Source organism: Carboxylicivirga sp. M1479, from assembly GCF_007097485.1.
Classification (GTDB): domain Bacteria; phylum Bacteroidota; class Bacteroidia; order Bacteroidales; family Marinilabiliaceae; genus Carboxylicivirga.
Genome location: NZ_VKDE01000021.1, coordinates 1 through 21,571, shown reverse-complemented (window position 1 = coordinate 21,571; position 21,571 = coordinate 1). Strand labels below are relative to the sequence as shown.

The window sequence follows — 21,571 nt, the reverse complement described above, 5'->3', positions numbered from 1 at the left end:
GTTTTGGTCAGAATAGAAGTCAATGCGCATCAAGCGCGGGTTTATGCCGAACTCTTTTGCAAGAAACCAAGACCGACAAAAGCTTTGATGAAGCATGTAAGAAGCATGACTATTAAATATTATTTATCCTTATTGCGGAGCATGTGGTCAAACTCAGCTTCTGCATCCAATTCTGATAACGAAACACCCATTAACCACTTGTCGATGACTTTTTTGAAGAAAAACTTCTGACGAATATTGGGGTTGGAGCCGGTAGGAATTAACTTTTTACTCAACAACTTGTAGATTTTACTTTTTGAAAGTCCTGTGTATTGTGACAGTTCTTCAACGTTTAAAACCGTTTTATTGTCATAAAGCAAGCATTTGATTTGCTTTAGTTCACTTAATACCTGGTTTGATAATAATGTTTGCTTGTCCATGTTGTAATGTTTTTTGATGATAAATGACTATTCATACTTTGAATTCTCATCACCAAACATACACCGTCATCATGTTGTCTATCAAGAAGGTAATTGTCATTACGGAGTAGATACGGATTAAATACCCCTATTGAAAAAGAATATTCCTGAAGGCCTTCAGTTTTACTTCAAACTCGTCTTCTTTTTCATTTATCCACTCTGAATATCTAGACCGTAAACTAGCCAAGTTAACGTCTAAACCATTTAAAGTGAAAGTGTCTTGAATAAAAGTAAATAGTTGGTCTTTTTGCTCTTTGGAATACTCATTAATTCCACCATCAATCAATAAGTACAAAATGCGAAGTAATTGTTTATAATCTGCTGCAATTCGATTATCTGAAACCAATTTGAAATCAATCTTTTGTTTTGGGCGTAGATTATTTAATACCAATGCTAGATTACTCCTATCCATCTCTGAAAAACCTAAGTCAGATATTTCGATTCCGTTCAGATTACTTCTTACAAATCGAAAAGAATAGTCACACCGGGACTTTTTCAATCTTTGAACTTCATAAGAAGCTCCAATGATTAGTAAAAGAAGAAATAAACCAACTTCAACTACAACCGAATACATTAAAGCATCATAGTAGGAGAAACCTGTTGCCCAGTAGGCGATAAATGAAATTATGAAAGAGGTTAGTAATATAAATATGACTATTGAAGTATGATTTTGTAAAATTCGGAAATATAGAAGACGACTAAAAGCTTGATTTAGCCTAAAAAGAAATTGTCCCAGATATCTTACCAAAAGGTCCATTTATAAAAATGTGGATTAAAGAGGTTTAATTTTATCATCAAGTTAGTTTAATCCAATGTTGTAATCAAGCTTTACAATTTTTCACTTAAAGATATATGCTGAGAAGTTTTTTCAGAATTTGTTGGACCCGTTAAAAAAGAAAAGCACCTACATCTATGTAAGTGCATGATAATAAGGACGGTTTCATCTGGGCTTGAGCTAGGGATCCCCTGGTTATGAGTCGTAATGATTCAGTTCTCATCTTTTATCATCAAGTAACATCTAGTCCCCAGACTGATTGTATTTCAGTACAAATTGCCTAGAATATCTTATTTCGGTTTTCATCTTTTATCATCTATTCTCCTTTTTTGTATGCAAATTGTATGTGCAGGTACATTTGAGGATAAGAACGAATTTGATCGTTCCTTTTAAATTGTTTCGTAAAGCTTACTTTTTGAAAGAGAGTTTTTAAAGCCTTTTTAGAATTCAACAGTATATATCCAAGTTCTATTTCTTCCTTCGCTAGTTTTAGCTGAAAACTTTCTGAATATGGAAATATAATACCTAAATTATCCATGTCTTCCGTAATGAAAAATAAGGTGAAACCTAGTACTTGAGCCTTAGTAGATACAGGACACAAATATATATTGCAGTCTTCTTTTTTATTTCCATATTTATCAACAATTTCTTTTATTGTTTGTGTAGTAACAAAAGGGTCATTTGCAGGAGTAAAATAGCTAATCATCATCTCCAAGATCTTCTTTAGCATTTTCTAAACGCAGCATACTTTCTTGATACATATCAATTTGAAGAGAAGTAAAACCAATGATTTGAAATTTCTTACTAAGTTTTTTATCAGCTGCAACTTTTGCAATTAACATATCATCATAACCTGCCCCAAATATTAATAGATCATTTTTTGACGGAGGGTAGTTTCTTTTACAAAACCCTCGGATGTGTTTTATTGTACTAGGTAATTTGCTAAACTGCGTTTTTTCATGGTTTGTGTAATATGATAAGATGAGAAAATCATTAGTTGAGCCGCAAATTGCTATTTGGTTAGATAGCACAGAAAGGATAACATTCTTATTTTATATTAAAATAAAAAATATTGGTAACGGCATGGCCAAGCATGTAAAATTTGAGATCATTAAAGATATTGAAATAGAATCCCCAAGGCAGCACCTGGCAGATATCCCTTTTTTTATTGATGGAATTAATTATATTCCTCCAGGTTACGAAGAAGAATATTTACTACTTAGCACAAAAGTTGTTGATGTTGATAAATTAGTTAATGAAGATATTATCTTGAAAGTGACTTATTTTTCAGTCGTAAACGAACTAAAAGTGTATCCTTCCCTGAAAAAGTGTACTACCTTATTGACTGATAAAAATGAAATGTTTGACTTCTTCTTAGAACATCGTAAAGGTCCACTTCACAAAACAGTGAAAATAATATTGGAATAGTCTCTCAAAACCCACATATTAGATTTATGCTTGTTTTTATTTAGTGAAATGTATCAATGAAAATTAACAAAACTATAGCCATTTTGATGATTTCATTGGGAGTTTTATTCCTACTGTACAAAAAATGCTGGCTTTTATGGTTTTGGAGGATATATAAAAAAAATTATGGGAGAATTCAATAACCAGTTTAGCACTAATAATTATTGGTTTTTATTTATTAAAAAAAAGACGAAAAGCTAATTAATTCCATATATGGGATATTTTAAAAGTCTCTTAAAAATCAAACAAATAGAGAAATATCTATAATCACATTAAGCTCATGATTAGAATAAAATTTATATTTTAGTCATCTAGACAATCACATACATCCCAGAACACTATGAATAAAAACACAATTTACAATTGGAGCATATTAATTCTATTGCTCTTTGCTTTAGCTGCCTGTAACAAAAATAAAACACAGAAAGATAAAGCGACCACAGAAGTTAGCTACACAGAAGAACAAGCCAAGGAGGTTAGTTTCGTAACCAGTGGCAATATTCACTTCGACGAAAACATCAAAGTGATTTTCAACAACCCGATTATTGAAGATAACCAGGTGGGCAGCTCAGCAAAGGATGCTTTTAGCTTTTCGCCTGCCATTAAAGGTGATGCTAAATGGGAAAACAAACGCACTTTGCTTTTTACTCCCGACGAAGCATTTGAATTACGAACGGCTTACCAGGGAACATTGCACTTGCAGGATATTGCTGAAAAGTTTAAAGCTGCTAAACTCGACGATCTGGATTTCGGTTTCAATGTTTTAGGACGCGACATAACGGCTTTTAATGGCGCATTGGAGTTAAAAGATCATAACAGCCCCAAGCTTTTAGTTTATCAGGGCAGTATTACTTTATCTGAAAAAACTAAGTTAGAAACACTGCAAAAAGCAACTAAGATCAAAGGCGGTAAATGCACTCTTAACTGGAGCCAGGTGGATGACTGGAACTTCCAGTTTAGCACTAGTGAGATTACCCGCACCGATAACAATCAAAACTTTAGCTTCGTCGTTCAAAAAGAAGACCTGGAGCTGGAGTTTGACTATACCGAAACCTTTGTGGTTTCGCCTCTGAAAAAGATGGAAGCCAACAAATTCAGGGTTGATGAGGATGGACGCAACCCGCGTGTGCGAGTGATTTTCTCCGATGAAGTAAGCATGGAACAGAACATTGATGGACTGATTTCTGTGTTGCCATCCATCGACTATAAAATTAAAAAACTGGGCAAAACAGCCATCATCGACGGTAACTTTAAGTTTGGCTCTTCATACACCATAACGGTTAACAAGGGTGTTAGCAGTCGCTGGGGCACCAAAACCGAGTCACAGGTAAGCAAGGAAATACGCTTTTCAGATATTCCACCGCAGCTGGAGTTTGCGTCCAATGGTATTATTCTGCCCACATCCAATAAAAAGAAGATACAGTTTTACACCACGAACCTAAAGCGAGTACATCTACAGGTTAAAAAAGTGTTTACCGAACGTATTGGTGATTTTGCCCGATCGCAGAAGCTCACCAGTTCGCGCACGCGTAACAAAGGATTTGAGAACAACTACGAAAGTAATATTGGAGTCATTGTTAAAAATCAAACCATTGAAATTGGCACCACCCAAAACGAGTGGTTACTTAATGAGTTTGATTTATCCGATCTGTTTGGAAAATATGATGACGGTTTATTCCTGATCCGCATCAACTTTACTCCCGAAGATATGATGAAGGGAACGGAAGAAGACATCCTTCAATATGTAGTGGACAAAGGCCAGATATACAAACCGGTGTTCTTAAGCGATTTGGGCATGACATTAAAATGCACAAGCAATGGCACAAATGTTTTCGTCACCGATATAGTGAGTGGAAAAGCCCTGTCGGGCGTGCAAGTTACCTTGCTTAACTGGCAAGGAGAAGTTGAAGCCAGCACCACAACCAACAACCAGGGCTTAGCCAACTTTAGCAATCGTATCTATTACAATTACGTAAGTGCCAAACACAAGAACCAACAAACACTATTAAATAAAAACGAGATGAGCTGGAGCAATTCTGGCTTTGACATTGGCGGTGTTCATAACAATCGAAACAAAACCAAAGGCTTTATCTATCTGGAACGAGGCGTATACCGTCCGGGCGACTCCATTCACGTGTCTTTCATCGCCAGGAATAGCGACTCAAGCTTCCCACATAATCATCCGGCCCAAATATCTGTTCGCGATCCGCAATACAATACCATTTTTGAGCATACCGAGGTAAATGCCATCGATGGTATGTATGTATTTAAGTTTGCAACAGACAACAATGCACCTACCGGAACATATAACATAAACATTCAGGCCGGAGCCTCTTATTTTAATAAAGAACTGAAAATAGAGACGGTGGTTGCTGAGCAATTAAAAGTACAGGTAAAACCACGTAAAAGACAGTTTATTTGGACGGATAAAGTCGTTGATTTCGATATTAATGCCAAGTACCTGTTTGGCGCTCCGGCAGCCAACCTTAAGGCAGAAGCAACCATTGAAGTGTTACCTTTTGAAATGACCTTCCCAAAATACCGCGAGTTCACATTTACACGCGAAGATGTGGAATTTAAGGCCAGCACACACAATGTACTTAAAAATGAATTAGATACAAAAGGCAATCACAGCGCCTCGTGGTTTGTACCTTCATTGGGGAAAGTACCTTCATCCTTAAAACTAAAGATTACTGCTAAGGTATTGGAAAAAGGCGGTCAGCCCAACGAAGGCTGGAATTACACCAGCCTGCACGTTTACCCTAACTACGTCGGCATTAAAGACCCAAGTGGGTATGGTTATTATAAAACCAACCAGGAGGTCAAGTTCCCGGTTGTTTTGCTCGACACTAAAGGACAGCCCGTAAGCGGCAGTACCCTGCAATATAAAATTTACCGCAACGATAAGCGCTGGTGGTACCAGTACGACAACCGCAGCAGTTATCGATTAAAGTATAAAGAAGATAATCAGACATACCTCGAAACAGAAGGAAGCATTAAATCAACCGATGGAGTGGCAACCATTGGCTTCGAACCTTCTGAAGATGGCGAGTACCTGATTGAAGTGAGCGATGGCGGCAATGGCCACTCAGCCTCCATCTTCTTTAGTGCCTACCGCTATGGCAGCTCGGATGGCAGCGATCGCAACGAAGGAACTTTGGCCATTAAAGCTGATAAAGAAAAATACAGTCCGGGCGAAACAGCAAAGATAAAACTGCCTAATCCAAAGCGCGGTAATGTGTTGGTAACGCTTGAGCATGGCAATCAGATGCTGGACTGGTTCTGGACAGATCCTTCAAAAACAGATGCTGATGAGCTGGTGATAGATATTCCGCTTGACAAAAGCATGTTGCCAAACGTATATGTCACGGTATCAGTGTTGCAGCCGCATGATCAAACCATTAACGACCGTCCGATACGCATGTTCGGAATCATCCCAATATATGTAGAAGATGAAAATACGAAGATCAAGTACCTGATCAGCACATCCGATAACCTTGTGCCCAATGAGGATTTCACGGTTGATATCAGTACCGGAAATGGTCAGCAGTCACAATTTACCATCGCTGTTGTTGACGAAGGCTTGTTGAGCTTAACCCAGTTCAGAACGCCTCGCCCATGGCGCGAATTCTATAAAAAAATCGGTTTGTTTGTGGATAGCTACGACATTTTCTCGCAGGTAATCAGTGCCAACAAAGGCGATGTTTTTCAAACCTTCTCCATTGGAGGTGCCGAAGAAATGGATTACCGCGAGTCGCAGGTTGATCCGGTTGATGGCAAAAAACGATTTGAACCGGTGTGCATGTTTAAAGGTCCGCTTATGACAGATAACAATGGTAAAGCAAGCGTATCGTTCCACATGCCTAACTACAACGGGGCTGTGCGTGTGATGGTAATAGGAACAAATCGTGGAAACTTTGGTAACGCAGATAAGACTGTTCCGGTTCGTTCCGATATTATTATGCAACCAAGCATACCCCGCATGCTTAATCCGGGTGATGAGTTTACTTTGCCTGTAGCCTTGTTTAATCTGAATAAGAAAATTACACAGGCCGATTTTACCATCAGTACTGAAGGGCCTTTGGAAGTCATCAGCGCCAGTAAATACAGCATTGATTTCTCGCAAAATCCGGAAGCTGACATTGAATTTAAAGTTCGTGTTAAAAAAGCAGTTGGCCAGGCTAAGATTGAGATCAAAGGTCAGGCGGGCGATATTGTGGTCGAAAGTAAAACCAACATCAAGGTAGTACCTAATGCCACGCGCCAGTACAATAAAGAAACACAAAAAGTAGTCAGAGGCAGCAGCATTGAAATGACTGTCCCAAAGGTAGGTTTGGATGGTACTAACAATGCTTCCATTGAATTAAGTGCCTTCCCTAATATGAACTTCAACCATCGCCTGAAGTGGTTGATTCGTTACCCATATGGTTGTGTTGAACAAACAACATCGGCTGTATTTCCGCAGTTGATGTTGAAATCAATGGGTTACTTCAGTACCGCAAAAGGAAAAGACATTGATAAGAATATTAATGATGGTATCAAACGTCTTCAGCGATTTGTAGTGGCCAACGGTGGCTTCTCATACTGGCCGGGCGGCACATCTATCTCCTTCTGGGGCACCAACTACGTTACCCACTTTTTGGTTGAAGCCAAAAAACTGGGCTACGCTGTGCCTGACTATTTGTACGACAATGGCATTAACACCTTGCGCAATTACGCCAAAAAGCATAAAGGGAATTTGATGACACGCGTCAACCGGGTATTTATCCTGGCTTTAGCTGATCGCAGTGTGATGTCGGAGATGAACCTGCTGATGGAAAATAAAATTGATAAAATGAGCAGCACGCAAAAGTGGATGTTGGCTACAGCTTATCACTTAAATGGTGTAGAGGATGTGCGTGAGCAAATTCTGGCTAAAGCCGACCACACAACAGAAGAATATACACCCGATACATACAGCTACGGTTCAAAACAACGCGATGATGCCATCATTCTTTATTGCGCCACATTGATGGGTAAAATGAATGATGCCGAACTGTTGGCCAAAAGCACTGCCAGGAAATTATCTACTATGGATTACCTGAGCACACAAAGTTCCGGTTACATGTTATTGTCATTGGGTAATTACTTTAAAGCGGCCGGCATCGAGGTTGGCAATGGTCAAATCATGAGTGGTAACATTATGCTGGCCAATGGCGATAAAATTGCATTTAACAAAGCCGGTAGTTACTCCGTGAACATACCCGATAACTTTGAGCAAGCCCTTAAAGTGAAATTGGCAGAATCTTCTGACCTTGAGCAGGTTTATGTCACATTATCGTGGAGTGGTGTGCCTTTCGAAGATAAGACACCTGCTGTTGAGAAGAACCTGAACCTGGACGTAAAGTGGTACGACGAAAATGGTAATGCCATTAATCCACAAAACCTAAAACAGGGCACCACTTTCTATGGTCGATTTAGTGTTAATAACACAAGCGCGCTAAGTTCGCTTAACGAATTGGCACTGGTGCAAATCATTCCATCGGGCTGGGCCATTGAAAACACCCGTTTGAACGGTACTTTATTACCCGACTGGGTTCGCGAGTGGAACATCAACCAGGAAGAATACCTGGATATACGTGATGACCGTGTGATGTGGTTCTTCGATCTTTATTATAAGAAGAAGCTCGATTTTGTTGTGAAGCTGAACTGTATCCACACAGGTCAGTTTGTTTTACCTCCAACATTAACTGAGGCCATGTATAACTGTGATTTCAAAGCCACAACAGAAGGAATAAAAGTGCATGTTGAGTCATTTAAATAAAAGAAGAGCATTACGATGGTTGGGAATCACAATCCCAACCATTGTTTGTTTCTATTTAATCATTCCCTTTTCTTCGCCATTATTCAAAGAAGAATACAGCACCATTGTTAAAGCAGATAATGGCAGCTTATTACATATTTTTATCAATGACAATGAGCAATGGTACTTCCCTCCCGATACGGCGGCTGTGCCAGAAAAACTTAAATCGGCCGTTGTAGCTTTTGAAGATGAGCAGTTTTACCAGCACTGGGGCATCAATGTAAAAGCCATACTGCGAGCTATGTGGCAAAACATACAACATGGACGAATCGTAAGTGGAGCCAGCACCATTCCCATGCAAATTGCTCGCATGTCGCAACCTAAAAAACGGACCTACTTCAATAAGCTGCGCGAAATAGGTCTGGCCATAAAACTCGACCTGCACTATTCAAAAGAGGAACTGTTAAAGTTCTACCTCGATCATGCTCCCTATGGCGGTAATGTGATCGGTTACCGCACAGCTGCCTTTAAATTTTATGGCAAAGATGCCAACTTACTAACCTGGGGTGAGGCCGCCACACTGGCTGTACTGCCCAATGCACCGGGCATGATTTATCCCAAAGGCACTACAGCTCCGCTGCGCAATAAGCGAAACCGTTTACTCAAAAAGATGCTGGATAAAGAAGTGATAAGTGAGCAGAACCATCGACTGGCTTTGCTCGAAGATTTACCCGATCGCTTTATTCCATTTGAATCACATGCACCTCATCTGGCACGTCGTTTAAAATCAGCCAATCCCAATCAGTGGCTACTGCAAACAACACTAGATGAAACCATTCAGAAGCGGTGTGTGCAATTGGCCGATAAATACCGGAAGATTTATGCGCCCTACGACATCAACAACCTTTCGATATTGGTGGCTGACACTAAAACGGGTGCTATAAAAGCTTATGTGGGTTCACCCGATTTTTTTGACGCCCAGCATGGCGGTCAGGTTGATGGAGTGATGGCGCCCCGCTCTTCTGGCTCCATCCTAAAACCATTTCTTTATGCGCTTAGCATTGATGAAGGCATTATTCTGCCACAAAGTTACATACGCGATCTGCCAACTTTTTTCGATGGATTCTCACCACGTAATGCCAACCGCGAATTCCAGGGAGTAGCCACGGCACATGAATCATTGGTGCGGTCGTTAAACATTCCGGCGGTGCGACTACTAAACTACTATGGTGTCTACCAATTTTACAGTTTCCTGAAGCTGGCCGGAACGAGTACCCTGTTTAGATCCGCTGACGAATATGGCTTGCCACTAATTTTAGGAGGTGCTGAGGTTAAAATGTGGGACATGGTGAAACTTTATCGCGGACTAGCTAACAACGGTGTTTTTAGTGAGAATTACCTACTACAGGAAGAGCAAACAAACAAGGCTAGTGCACAATTGATCAGCAATGGTAGTTGTCAGCTCACATTAAATATGCTTAAAGATTTGAAACGGCCCGGAAGTGAATATTTCTGGGAGCGCTTTAGCAGTTCAAGACCCATTGCATGGAAAACAGGCACCAGTTTTGGGCACAAGGACGCCTGGGCTATAGGTGTGATACCGGAATACACTATTGCTGTTTGGTGTGGCAATTTTGATGGCGAAGGCAATAAAAACATCGGTGGAGCGGCAACGGCAGGCCCCATTTTATTCGACATACTACAGATGTTGCCACTCAAATCTAATAATACTTGGTTTGAAGTAGCTGAGATGGATTATAAGCCAATGCGTGTATGTGCTTTATCGGGCTTCAGAGCAACAGATGCGTGCCCTGAGGTAGATACCTTAATGGTGCCTGAAGAGATGAAACCACTTCGCACATGTGATTACCATCAGTTTAAATATTACTCATTAGATATTCAATACCAGTGCTGCTCGAATTGTTGGAACGAAATTGGCCGTGTAAAGAAAGTTGTAACAGTTTATCAACCAGATATTGCCTTTTATTTGCAAAAAAAAGGTCAATACATTGCGCCAGCTAAAAGTCATTATCCAAAGTGCAAAGCCTATACAACAAGTAACTCCCTTAAGATTATCTACCCTAACCCTAATGCAAAACTGTTTTTACCACGTGACTTTGATGGACACTTACAAGGGGTGGTATGTAAAGCCGCTCATCAAAATCAAAACACCAAGATATATTGGTATTTGAATGAGCAATTTATTGGCCACACATCGGGGGAAAATAAGATGGAAATGAAATTTAAAAATGGCTGGAATCACCTTAAAGTAATTGATGAGTATGGTTCTGCAGATGAACAACATATTCTTGCAACTTTAAAAGGACGATCAGAGACTTGACTTCCCCATCAAAATCTCTGATGAAGAAGTCATAACAATTCTTTAACCTTTGACAACAGCCAAAGGCTCCAACTCCACTTTAACTTTTACCAAGTCCGTCTGATTAGCCATCACCATATCAATATCCTTATAGGCTCCAGATGCCTCATCCAAATCCTTCTGGTGACGGATTCCATGAATAATACCTTTATCGTTGAGTCTCTTAACTTCAGCCTCAAGGCTTAATTCACGTTGTGCTTGTTTTCGCCCCATTATTCGACCGGCCCCGTGAGAGCAGGACTCAAAGCTTTCTGAATTTCCCAATCCTTCAACAATGTAGGACTTGGTTCCTTGAGAACCTGGGATAATACCCATTTCACCTAAACGGGCTCTTGTGGCACCTTTTCTGTGCACCAATACATTTTCATTGAAATGATTCTCCCAGCCGGCATAGTTGTGTGCAATATTGATTAAATCATCAAATGCTACTTCACCTTTAAATACTTCCATAAAAGCATGCTGCACCCGTTCCATCATTAATCTACGGTTCGCATATGCAAAGTCTACACAGTAATTCATTTCATTGACATAGGCATGTGCTTCGTCCGTTTCAATTGGTAAGAAAGCCAAATCATAAGAAGTCGGAACAGATGAATGCCAACGTTCATTTAGTTGCTTTGCTTTTTTATTATAGAAATCAGCTACTTGTTTCCCTAAGTTTCGACTACCCGAATGAATCATCACCCATATGTTACCATCCGAACCATGCTGAATCTCAATGAAATGATTTCCACCACCTAAGGATCCAATCTGCTTCGTTGCTTTCACATAGTGTCTTTCTACTATCTGAGACAGTTCATCAACTTGTGGCATATACTTTTCATCCTGTGCCTCCTTATGCCAATCAAAACCAACTGGAATCGTTTTTCGGATATGTGACATGATTTGTTTTAAAGTATCCGAATCTGCATCCTCCAAATTCGTTCGCATGGCACACATACCACAGCCAATATCTACACCTACTGCATTAGGAATTATCACTCCCTTCGTGGCTAACACGCCTCCAATGGGCATTCCATAACCAGAATGAGTATCGGGCATTAACGCCACATGCTTATGTACAAAGGGTAAGTTGGCTAAGTTTTTAGCCTGTGAAAGTGCATTTCCTTCAATGTCATCCAACCACATTTTTATTGGTCGGTTTTCCGATGATATAATTTGTTTCATTTTACTTCTTAATTGTAATGTAGAATGCATTATTGCATCCTACATTGATTCAATATTAGTTAGAAGGCGAAAAAATATCTTTTAATTGGTCAATAATCTGACCACCTCCTGATAAAGATATGTTGTTTATCTTATCGGCAATCTTTTCAACGTACTCCATTTCTTTCAATTTGAACAACATTTTATTGTCCTCCATCAATTTGGCGGTATTTAACAAACTTCGGGTTGAAGCCGTTTCTTCACGCCTGGTGATGATGTTAGCTTGAGCCTTCTTCTGAGCAATCAATACCTGGTTCATTATTTCGCGTACATCACCTGGTAAAATAATGTCACGTATACCACCATCAATCAAAGCTACTCCAAAGCTAGTTGCCTTTTCCTTTACAGATGTCATAACAAACTTTGATACTTCTTCTTTCCGTTCGAGTATCTCATCTAAAGTTAAAGTGCCAACATATTCTCGCAATGCTAACTGGATAGACACATACAATTGCTTGATGTAGTCCTGGTTATCAGTTAAAGCTTTGATGGCATCAACCACCTTATAGCTTGCAAAAAAACTCATTCGTAAAGCGGCTTTATCCTTCGTCAACAACTCCTGTCCGGATACCTCCATCTGTGCCTGACGTAAATCGGCTTTTTTGACAGCTACAGGTGTGTCATTTTTCCAGAAATAGTACATGCCAGGGCTTAATTCTTTTTCAAATTGGTCATTGATGAATAGCAATCCTTTTTCATACGATTCAACCCTGTAGAGCCTGGTATATGCACTCACTTCCGGATGAGATAATATAGACTTATCTATCGAATTAATTTCTTCGGTACTTGAAAGATCTATTTTTTCGAAGGTATAATTGGTTGGACCTTTCCAATAAGAATGTCTTCCTGCAGTTAGAATACCATTGAATACGCCATTCTTATAATTCAAAACAATTTCATTATCAGACACCTCAATTACAGTTAGCATCTTTGCCAATTCTTCATCTTGTAATAGGATGTTTAGTTCCATTGTTAATGATAAGGGTTCAGACATATTGCATATGCCCACCTTATCAGAATAGCGTACCCAGTATTTTCCGGCACTTAATACTTTTAAATAGTCGCCATTTCTAAACACTAAACCTACTTTGCCTTTGTTTATTCGTACTCGTTTCATTTTAAGGTATATTTAGTTTGTTATTATTCATTTAAAAATGAAAGCAGACTGACAGAGCCATCCATGACAACGGGAAGAAGAGATGAGAAACTTCAGAATAACTAGTTTGTCTGTTGATTGTGTATAATTGTATTAATCTACATATCAGCAGAGAAAGTAATTACCATTAGTAATTCAAGCATCTTATTCACTGGTTAATCAAGGATTGTCGCACCCCAAAGAGTTCGACCAGCTATTAGTCATTCTACTTTCAAGTAACTGTTAATCGAGAGGTAGTTAACCTCAGTTTCAGGAGTCGAACCTGACCGCCATAAGGCTTACCATCGTGAGGGATGCTGCTCTAACCAAGCTAAGCTATTCTGATTAAAAGTCAGAAGGAGGATTCGAACCTCCGACACACATTGTGGTATGAATCAGTAGAAAAGCAAGCAGGATATTGAACTTTACCAAGCCAATACTATGAAGCTATACAGAAACTTACATCTCGTCTTGCAGGTTGCCTTCATCATTTCTTCATCTCCATATTTGGAGAAATATCTTAATCACTGAAAGTGAATCATCTTCAAAGAACGTTTTTATCACATTGACAATACAAAGATTAGTAGGTACTACGCAGCCTTTTTGCGTAGTTGATATTTTTTCATATTTTTCTGTAAAAAATGAATTATGCCTGCCAATAGAAATGCACTTATCCGCTATACCACCATAGATAAATGTCTTCGAAACCGCTATCGTCAATGGACCTTGGAGGATTTGATTGATGCCTGCTCTGATACTCTTTATGAATACGAAGGCATTGATAAGGGCGTGAGCAAACGAACAATACAAATGGATATCCAGATAATGCGCAGTGAAAAATTAGGTTATAATGCGCCGATAATTGTGCAGGACAAAAAATACTACACTTATGAGGATCCTGATTATTCCATAACCCAACTACCATTATCCGAACAGGACCTTAATAAACTGGGAGATGCCGTTGAAATACTCAAGCAGTTTCAAGGCTTTAGTCATTTTAAAGAGATGACTGGGTTAATTCAGAAGCTGGAAAACAAAATCTATACAGAAAATACCCAATCGCGTCCCATCATCCATATTGAACGTAACGAGAATCTCAAAGGGCTGGAACACCTTAATGGCTTATACCAAGTGGTTCTTAGAAGGCAGGTGATTAAAGTGGAATACCAATCATTCAAAGCAAAACGTTCTGGTCGTATATATTTCAATCCATATTTACTTAAAGAGTTCAATAATCGATGGTTTCTAATCGGTAAACAGAAAAAAGGAAATACAATTATGAACCTGGCATTGGATCGCATTCACTCGTTTGAGGTGTTAGACAATTTTAAATTTAAGGATGATCCTGAATTTAATCCTGACAACTATTACAAAAATGTTATTGGCGCAACTGTCAATACTGGATTGATACCTCGTACGATAAAAATCTTTGTTAATAACTACCATAAACCTTATATATTGACCAAACCCTTACATTGGTCACAGTATATTGTTGAAGAGCGTTTGGATGGGATTATAATCGCCATTAAAGTAGTACCTAATTTTGAATTAGAGCGACTAATCCTTGGATACGGAGATAGCATAGAAGTTCTTAGTCCACCATCTCTTCGAAAACAAATAAGCAAGGTTATTCAAAATGCGTTTGAAAATTACAATACCCATAAAGAATAAAAAAAGCTTCAGTTTTGGGCTCTTAGAAATGTTAGATATTTAATTATTTGACTTTATAATTTGGAATATTAAACAATTCTAGTTTATATTTGCAACGCATTTCACCCCATGTATCACTTAAAAGAAGGGGAAATTGTTATGTTGGAACTTAGATCACATATCCGCAAATAGATCAGAATGGTTAGTTGAGAACTAATCACACTTCTTGTTTTCTGATCGCTTGAATAAGACATATCTCTTATTCACAAATCACATTTTATTTATTTTATCTGACTGTAGATTTTTTGTATTCGATTGTCATGTATTGTTGTGTAGTAAACTCAATTGAGTAAGCATTCAATAAGCATGTCGATTATCGGAGCTTTATCGCAGTCAGGCAATTACCTTGACGGATGAGCAAGTCTAAGATAAAAGGCAAAGACCTTAAAAAATTAAACTACAAATCAGATAGAGCTAAGAGTCTGGCAATTAACATTATTAATAGCGACTTTAAGCATTTATCAAAAATCGATAAATTGGAGATCCTTGAAGCTGTTCTTTTGAATCCTAAAGATTATTTAGAACATACGTCTCTTTCCAAAATAGCTGAAGAACTAATTGGTAAAATCAAAACAAACAATGGCACCATATATCAACTAGACGCCTTAGAAAAGCCATTTAATGTCTATGGCAAGAAGCATATTACGCATGATACCATAAGGCAAATGGAAATCGCTATGCAATTGCCGGTTTCGGTATATGGTGCTTTAATGCCCGATGCACACGTGGGTTATGGTTTACCAATAGGCGGAGTATTGGCTACAGAAAATGCCGTACTACCATATGGAATTGGACTTGATATTGGCTGTAGAATGTCATTAAGCATCTATGATATTCCAACTGAATTTATTAAGCGAAATAGTTATCAGATAAAAACAGCCTTAAAAGAGTATACACACTTCGGCATTGGAAAAATTGAAAAACACAGTTTAGACCATGAAGTTCTGGAGAGAAAAGAGTTCAATGAAATAGACATTCTTAAGCAACTAAAAGGCAAAGCTCAAAACCAGCTAGGCAGCTCTGGTTCCGGTAATCACTTTGTTGAGTTCGGAACTGTTGAGTTACCAGGTAATAATGCATTTAACCTTAAAGAAGGTCAATATGTTGGTGTATTGTCGCATTCTGGCTCAAGAGGAATTGGGGCAGCTATTGCCGGTCACTATACCAAGCTGGCAAAGCAAACTTGTTTATTACCGACTGGTGCTCAACATTTGGCTTGGCTTGATTTAGCTTGTGAAGTTGGTCAGGAGTATTGGCTGGCAATGAATTTGGCCGGTGACTACGCCAAAGCTTGCCACGATGTAATTCATTATCGGTTATCAAAAGCTTTAGGTATAAAGCCGGTCTTGAACATCGAGAACCATCATAATTTTGCTTGGAAAGAATGCATTAATAATCAGGAGTTAATCGTCCATCGTAAAGGCGCAACACCTGCAGCTGAAGGTCAAATGGGTATTATTCCAGCGAATATGTTGGATCCTGGTTACATCGTTTCTGGAAAGTGCAATATAAATGCACTCAATTCAGCATCACATGGAGCAGGCAGACGTTTAAGCAGGAAACGAGCCAAGGATAGTTATACCGGAAGTGAACTTAAGAAACTCCTCAAGCAGAATAAGATTACACTTATTGGAGGAGGAACAGAAGAAGCACCAATGGCCTACAAAAATTTGGAAGATGTTATGGCATCTCAAAATGACCTTATCAATGTTGAGGGTAAGTTCTATCCTCAAATAGTAAGAATGGATAAACAATAGAAAAATGGAAACAATACTATTACAGATAACATCAGGGCGAGGACCAGCAGAATGTTGCTGGGTAGTTGCTCAGGTTCTGAAGTATATGATTGACGAAGCCAAGAAGGCGAATATCAGTTACAACATCATGCACAGAGAAAAAGCCATTGAGAATGGAACGCTTTACTCTGCCAGCATACAACTAGAAGGTAAAAATGCAGAATGTTTCTCAAAGCATTGGACAGGAACCATTCAGTGGGTGGGCCAAAGCCAGTTTAGAAAACATCACAAACGTAAAAACTGGTTTATTGCCATCAACAGGATTAATTTCTCGAATGAGCAGTTTGAAATCAATGATAAAGATATCAGCTATCAAGCCATTCGCTCTGGTGGCCCAGGAGGTCAACATGTGAATAAAGTGAGTACTGCTATAAGGGCTAAACACATTATAAGCGGACTAAGTGTACTAGTTTCTGAAAGTCGCTCACAACTGCAAAATAAAAAGTTGGCTAAACTTAGGCTTCTTGAGCTGATAAATCTTGATCAAATAAAACAGCAAAAAAATAACATACAGGCCGAATGGAAGAATCATTCTGAAATACAAAGGGGCAACCCAGTAAAAACCTTTCATGGCAGTGATTTTAAAGCTCGGAATGATGAATCAACCTATAAACACAAACGACGCTCCTTAAAGCAAAATCTAAGAAAGGAGCTATTATAATAAAACAAATACTATGAGCACATTAGCAGACCAATATTATATAAAAGCATTGGATCAATATTCGTATAGCCTTGAAGAAGCTATTGAAAATTTAGGCTATGCATTAAGTCAGGATGATGAACACTCCGGAGCCAATTATCTGATGGGTAGATTACATCACGAGCAAATGAATAATTTTCAAAAAGCGGAAAGTTATTATTTAAAAGCGCTGGCTGGTAATCCTGATGATTTGAATGTTTGCATGGCATACATTCTATTATTGATTATCATGAAGGAATATGATAAAGCCCAAAATTTAATTACATATGCGAACAAACTAACAGGTGTTGACTTATCAAAAACCTATAGCTTTCAGGCCTTAATTTATGAATCAAAGCATGATTACGAAAAGGCAATTTCTTTGTATAATGAGGCCAGATTAGAAGCATACAATGAAGATTGCATGAATCATATCACCAGCGAGATCAAAAGGGTGAAGGCAAAAAAGAAGTATGTTGAAAAATCAAGTAAGGACAAAAAGAAGAAAAATCAGGATTAACGCACGAGACTGTAAAATGAACTCTGTCATAGATAAACAATAGGAAATTATGACATTTTAAAAAATAATTATTTACATTCATCACAATAATTATAATAAACTTGAATACAATCTAAATTTTTAACATGAAGAAAATAGAGAAGCTTTATGAGGTTCTTGGAGAGCTATTATATGCAATTGCCAAAGCCGATGGTATAGTACAAAGCGAAGAAAAAGAAAGACTTAAGGAATTGTTTAATAATCATGCTTTTGGTTCCGATATAGTTTGGTCATTTGAATATGAAGTGTCAAAATCGACCCCCATTGACGAGATATATAATAAGGTGATAAATTTTTGTCATAGTTATGGACCTGCTCCACAGTACGATGAATTTATTAAAGCGATGAAAATAATTGCAGAAGCAGCAGATGGTATTCAGGAAGGCGAAGCAAAAATTATCGAATCATTCTCAAAAGATTTATTGGAAAGATTTCAAAGAGACACCGATAAATTAAGAAACTATCAGAAGGACCTTTCAGAGTAAAGAAAACTAGATCAGTAATACTATGATGCGTTCTGCTTAGCTGAAAATCATGTAAATTACCTCTTCAACATCAAGCTCAGATCAACTTTCAAGCACGGCAATCATAATGATCACAAAACCATTCAGCAAGACCGTGAAGCATAGGCCTTGACTAATATGACATTTTGAACAATAAAACAACGTAGGTGAAATATAGGCCTAAAGATTTCTACGCATATTATAGAGATTGCTACAAGCTCGACTACAAAGAGTTTGAGGTGAATAATATTCTATCGCACAAGCATTCATTCAAATGGTTCGTATCTAAAACAGAGGAATTGTTAAGTGGAAAGCTTCCTATCATTCCTTATTTCAATACAAAAACAGAAGAACTCGAAAAAGAAATTGAGCTATTCAAATTAGAAAAGAAACTATTTTATGGGTGCTTTTTTCTTATTGGTAAGAAAGAAAGCTCATTCTCAAAAGACAAAAGGGTTTGTGCTCCTTTATTTCTTTTTCCGGCCGAAATTGAAACAATCAATGAGGAGAAATATCTTAAAATTGAACGAGATAATTTGATAATCAACAGGGCTGTTCTCACGAAACTTGAGCCAAAGGAATCCAATTTAACGAAAGACAACTTTATACAGGAAGTTTCTGATCTTTTAAATGCCGATTACAGCGATTTCATAAGCCTAAAAAGTCTTTTTGATAAATACTTTTCCAATATAGACACCAATGAATTACTGCTTTATCCAACTATATGGCCTGTAAGTAAAATCAGAAAAGATCTTTCGGAAAAAGAGTATAGCGAAAACCATTTTAAGATCATTCCTGCTGCAGGAACGGTGTTTATCAAAAAATCAGAATCATCACTTAGGGTACTTAACGACCTGTCTGAGTTGGCAAAGAGTGATGCGTTCAATTCAAGTATTCAAAACCTGATTAATGAAGAGTGTACTGAAACAGAATTTGGAACAAGCCTATATAAGTCAAGATTAAATACCGACCAGTACAAGGCTCTTCAAAACGCCTACAGATTTACCAATTCTGTTATTGTTGGTCCTCCGGGAACCGGTAAGACCTATACCATAACATCCATTGTTTCAGATGCAGTCCTCAACAATAAATCGGTACTGGTCGTTTCAAAAACCAAGCAGGCGGTTGAAGTACTCCGATCGATGCTACAGGATGATTTTAAGCTAAAAGAAAACCTGATTCACACAACTGGAAGAAACTATAAATTAAGCCTGAAAGTCAAGATCAGGAAATATCTCAGCGGTATTTCAGCACGAAAAGACTTTGCATTTAAAGAAGTTGTCATCCATAAATTATTTAATGAACTCAGCCAGCTTGAGGAGCAATTCGAACACTTTGTTGAACATGAGCTCGAGTTATCTGATCTTGAATTTGCTAAAGGTTTAAACCTTTTGAATAAATGGAAACGGTTTTATCTAAATATCAGATCTTTTAATGGTGATAAACTGTGGCAACTTTTCAATAATTTAGACAATGTACTTCTTCGTCTTGAAAGGGAAATAAGCTATTTTACAAAGGGTAAAATACAATCTAATATCAACAATAACTTCAGGTTATTCAGAAAAGATATATCACGATTCCTGGATGCACTTGAAGCAAGCAGCTTTTCTGAGTATAAGCGACTCCTGACTGAAGTTAAACAGGAAAATATTTTAAAAGCCTTCCCCATATGGCTGGCAAATCTTTCCGACCTGAATTCGGTTCTTCCATTAGAGAAGGATTTATTTGACCTAGTAATAATTGATGAAGCCACCCAATGCGATATCGCCTCAGCTTTACCTGCCTTATACCGGGCTAAAAAGGCTATAGTTGTTGGTGACCCCAACCAGTTGCGCCATTATTCTTTTGTTTCAAGCGCGCAACAGTTCTCGCTTCAAGAAAAGCATGGCTTGCCTGAAGATAAAATTCTCGATTACAGGAACAGAAGTATTCTGGACTTCTTTATTTCAAAAGTGGCTGATCAGCAACAGGTATCCTTTTTAAGGGAGCATTTCAGATCAACACCTTCATTAATCGAATTCAGCAATAAGCAATTCTATGACGGACAATTGGAAGTGTTAAAATCCACCCCCAGGCATATTGCTAGCAATCAGCTTGAAATAGTAAATACAGAAGGAAAAAGGAATGACAGAGGAGTAAATGAAGTGGAGGCAAATGCTGTCATTGATAAGCTTGACAGTCTTATCAAAAAACACAATTATACCCCACAAAAACCATCTATAGGAATCATCTCACCTTTTAGCAAGCAGGTTGCACACATCAACAAGCTGTTAAAGGACAAATACGGTCTTGAAGAACTTAAGATGCATAAAATACTCTGTGGATCTCCGTATAATTTCCAAGGATCTGAACGGGACATAATACTACTTTCTTTTGCAGTATGTGATTTATCACATCCTTCGGCATTTATTCATGTCAATAAACCGGAGGTACTCAACGTAGCCATTACTCGTGCAAAATCCTATCAGGTCATTTTCAAATCCGTTGCAGATGAATCAATGAATAAGGAGAGCCTGCTATATCAGTATTTCAAGTTTGCCGAAGAATTTTCGCATATCAACGGTCAAAGTCCTGAAAAAGATAATTTCCAAAACGAAGTATATCATGAACTTGTGAAGCTTAAATATGACTCTGTACACTGTGGTTATCCCCTTGCAGGAAACATGCTCGACGTCTTGGTTACAAATCAAAACAAAAACTACTTTATCGATCTTATTGGCTATCCTGGGATGTTCAAGGAAGCCTTTACTTTGGAGCGATATAAAACACTTGCAAGAACAGGTGTAAAAAGCTTCCCTCTTCATTACTCATTTTGGAGAAAGGACAAAGCTGCTGCTATCAAAATAATAAAGAAAGTAATAAAGCGACGAGTACAGAGCTAACCTCTCAACAACCTTGCAATGTCGACGAACAAACGCTTTAACCAATTTAATTATCATGCATCTTGCTCCAAAGCCTTTCAACTTCCATCTGATACTTACTAATTAGTCAAACCTTAAAAACCCTTGTATTTTGATGAGCTACAATTTTCAAAAGAAGTACTTCCCAATCATTTAACATTTGAAAAAGGGTAAAAAGAATCTGCTCTTTAATTCTATTGAGCATTTTCTTTAAATTGAAG

The 21,571-nt window shown here is 38.1% G+C and carries 15 protein-coding genes; 9 read left to right on the top strand and 6 right to left on the bottom strand.

What is annotated here, in order from left to right:
• Nucleotides 1–119 precede the first annotated feature (119 nt).
• From FNN09_RS13600 to FNN09_RS21155, 4 genes are all read right to left on the bottom strand, one after another.
• Complete coding sequence (locus tag FNN09_RS13600; RefSeq protein ID WP_143302921.1) at nt 120–419, bottom strand: AlpA family transcriptional regulator; 300 nt, start codon at nt 417–419, stop codon at nt 120–122.
• A gap of 127 nt (nt 420–546) precedes the next feature.
• Nucleotides 547–957: a hypothetical protein gene (locus FNN09_RS21160; RefSeq protein ID WP_185969002.1), complete on the bottom strand. Its 411-nt coding sequence runs from the start codon at nt 955–957 to the stop codon at nt 547–549.
• 592 nt (nt 958–1,549) lie between these two features.
• Complete coding sequence (locus FNN09_RS13590; protein WP_143302919.1) at nt 1,550–1,942, bottom strand: hypothetical protein; 393 nt, start codon at nt 1,940–1,942, stop codon at nt 1,550–1,552.
• Nucleotides 1,932–2,075, bottom strand: a complete 144-nt coding sequence (locus FNN09_RS21155; protein ID WP_185969001.1) for a hypothetical protein — start codon at nt 2,073–2,075, stop codon at nt 1,932–1,934. Before FNN09_RS21155 ends, FNN09_RS13590 begins: the two co-directional genes overlap by 11 nt.
• 139 nt (nt 2,076–2,214) lie before the next feature.
• On the opposite strand from FNN09_RS21155, the gene FNN09_RS13585 reads away from it, so the two are divergent.
• The 3 genes from FNN09_RS13585 to pbpC all read left to right on the top strand — a co-directional run bounded on the left by FNN09_RS13585 (nt 2,215) and on the right by pbpC (nt 10,823).
• Nucleotides 2,215–2,661, top strand: a complete 447-nt coding sequence (locus FNN09_RS13585; RefSeq protein WP_143302918.1) for a hypothetical protein — start codon at nt 2,215–2,217, stop codon at nt 2,659–2,661.
• A 379-nt stretch (nt 2,662–3,040) separates the two neighbouring features.
• The gene (locus FNN09_RS13580) at nt 3,041–8,503 is read left to right on the top strand and encodes an alpha-2-macroglobulin (protein WP_143302917.1); all 5,463 of its coding nucleotides are present in this window, start codon (nt 3,041–3,043) and stop codon (nt 8,501–8,503) included.
• Nucleotides 8,487–10,823: a penicillin-binding protein 1C gene (pbpC, locus tag FNN09_RS13575; protein WP_185969000.1), complete on the top strand. Its 2,337-nt coding sequence runs from the start codon at nt 8,487–8,489 to the stop codon at nt 10,821–10,823. Before FNN09_RS13580 ends, pbpC begins: the two co-directional genes overlap by 17 nt.
• 42 nt (nt 10,824–10,865) lie before the next feature.
• Here the strand turns inward: pbpC and FNN09_RS13570 are convergent, their stop codons facing one another.
• Both FNN09_RS13570 and FNN09_RS13565 read right to left on the bottom strand, forming a co-directional pair.
• Nucleotides 10,866–12,029 carry an RtcB family protein gene (locus tag FNN09_RS13570; RefSeq protein ID WP_143302915.1) on the bottom strand — a complete coding sequence of 388 codons (1,164 nt, stop codon included), beginning with the start codon at nt 12,027–12,029 and terminating at the stop codon, nt 10,866–10,868.
• A 55-nt stretch (nt 12,030–12,084) separates the two neighbouring features.
• The gene (locus tag FNN09_RS13565; protein WP_143302914.1) at nt 12,085–13,185 is read right to left on the bottom strand and encodes a slipin family protein; all 1,101 of its coding nucleotides are present in this window, start codon (nt 13,183–13,185) and stop codon (nt 12,085–12,087) included.
• 666 nt (nt 13,186–13,851) lie between these two features.
• On the opposite strand from FNN09_RS13565, the gene FNN09_RS13560 reads away from it, so the two are divergent.
• The 6 genes from FNN09_RS13560 to FNN09_RS13535 all read left to right on the top strand — a co-directional run bounded on the left by FNN09_RS13560 (nt 13,852) and on the right by FNN09_RS13535 (nt 21,332).
• Nucleotides 13,852–14,874, top strand: a complete 1,023-nt coding sequence (locus tag FNN09_RS13560) for a YafY family protein (RefSeq protein ID WP_143302913.1) — start codon at nt 13,852–13,854, stop codon at nt 14,872–14,874.
• Between the two features lie 392 nt (nt 14,875–15,266).
• Nucleotides 15,267–16,670: an RtcB family protein gene (locus FNN09_RS13555; RefSeq protein WP_143302912.1), complete on the top strand. Its 1,404-nt coding sequence runs from the start codon at nt 15,267–15,269 to the stop codon at nt 16,668–16,670.
• A 4-nt stretch (nt 16,671–16,674) separates the two neighbouring features.
• Nucleotides 16,675–17,370 (top strand): peptide chain release factor H, encoded by a 696-nt coding sequence (gene prfH / locus FNN09_RS13550; protein WP_143302911.1) that lies wholly within the window; start codon nt 16,675–16,677, stop codon nt 17,368–17,370.
• 13 nt (nt 17,371–17,383) lie between these two features.
• Nucleotides 17,384–17,908: a tetratricopeptide repeat protein gene (locus tag FNN09_RS13545; protein WP_143302910.1), complete on the top strand. Its 525-nt coding sequence runs from the start codon at nt 17,384–17,386 to the stop codon at nt 17,906–17,908.
• Between the two features lie 125 nt (nt 17,909–18,033).
• The gene (locus FNN09_RS13540; RefSeq protein ID WP_143302909.1) at nt 18,034–18,432 is read left to right on the top strand and encodes a TerB family tellurite resistance protein; all 399 of its coding nucleotides are present in this window, start codon (nt 18,034–18,036) and stop codon (nt 18,430–18,432) included.
• A 185-nt stretch (nt 18,433–18,617) separates the two neighbouring features.
• The gene (locus FNN09_RS13535; protein WP_143302908.1) at nt 18,618–21,332 is read left to right on the top strand and encodes a DEAD/DEAH box helicase; all 2,715 of its coding nucleotides are present in this window, start codon (nt 18,618–18,620) and stop codon (nt 21,330–21,332) included.
• Nucleotides 21,333–21,571 lie beyond the last annotated feature (239 nt).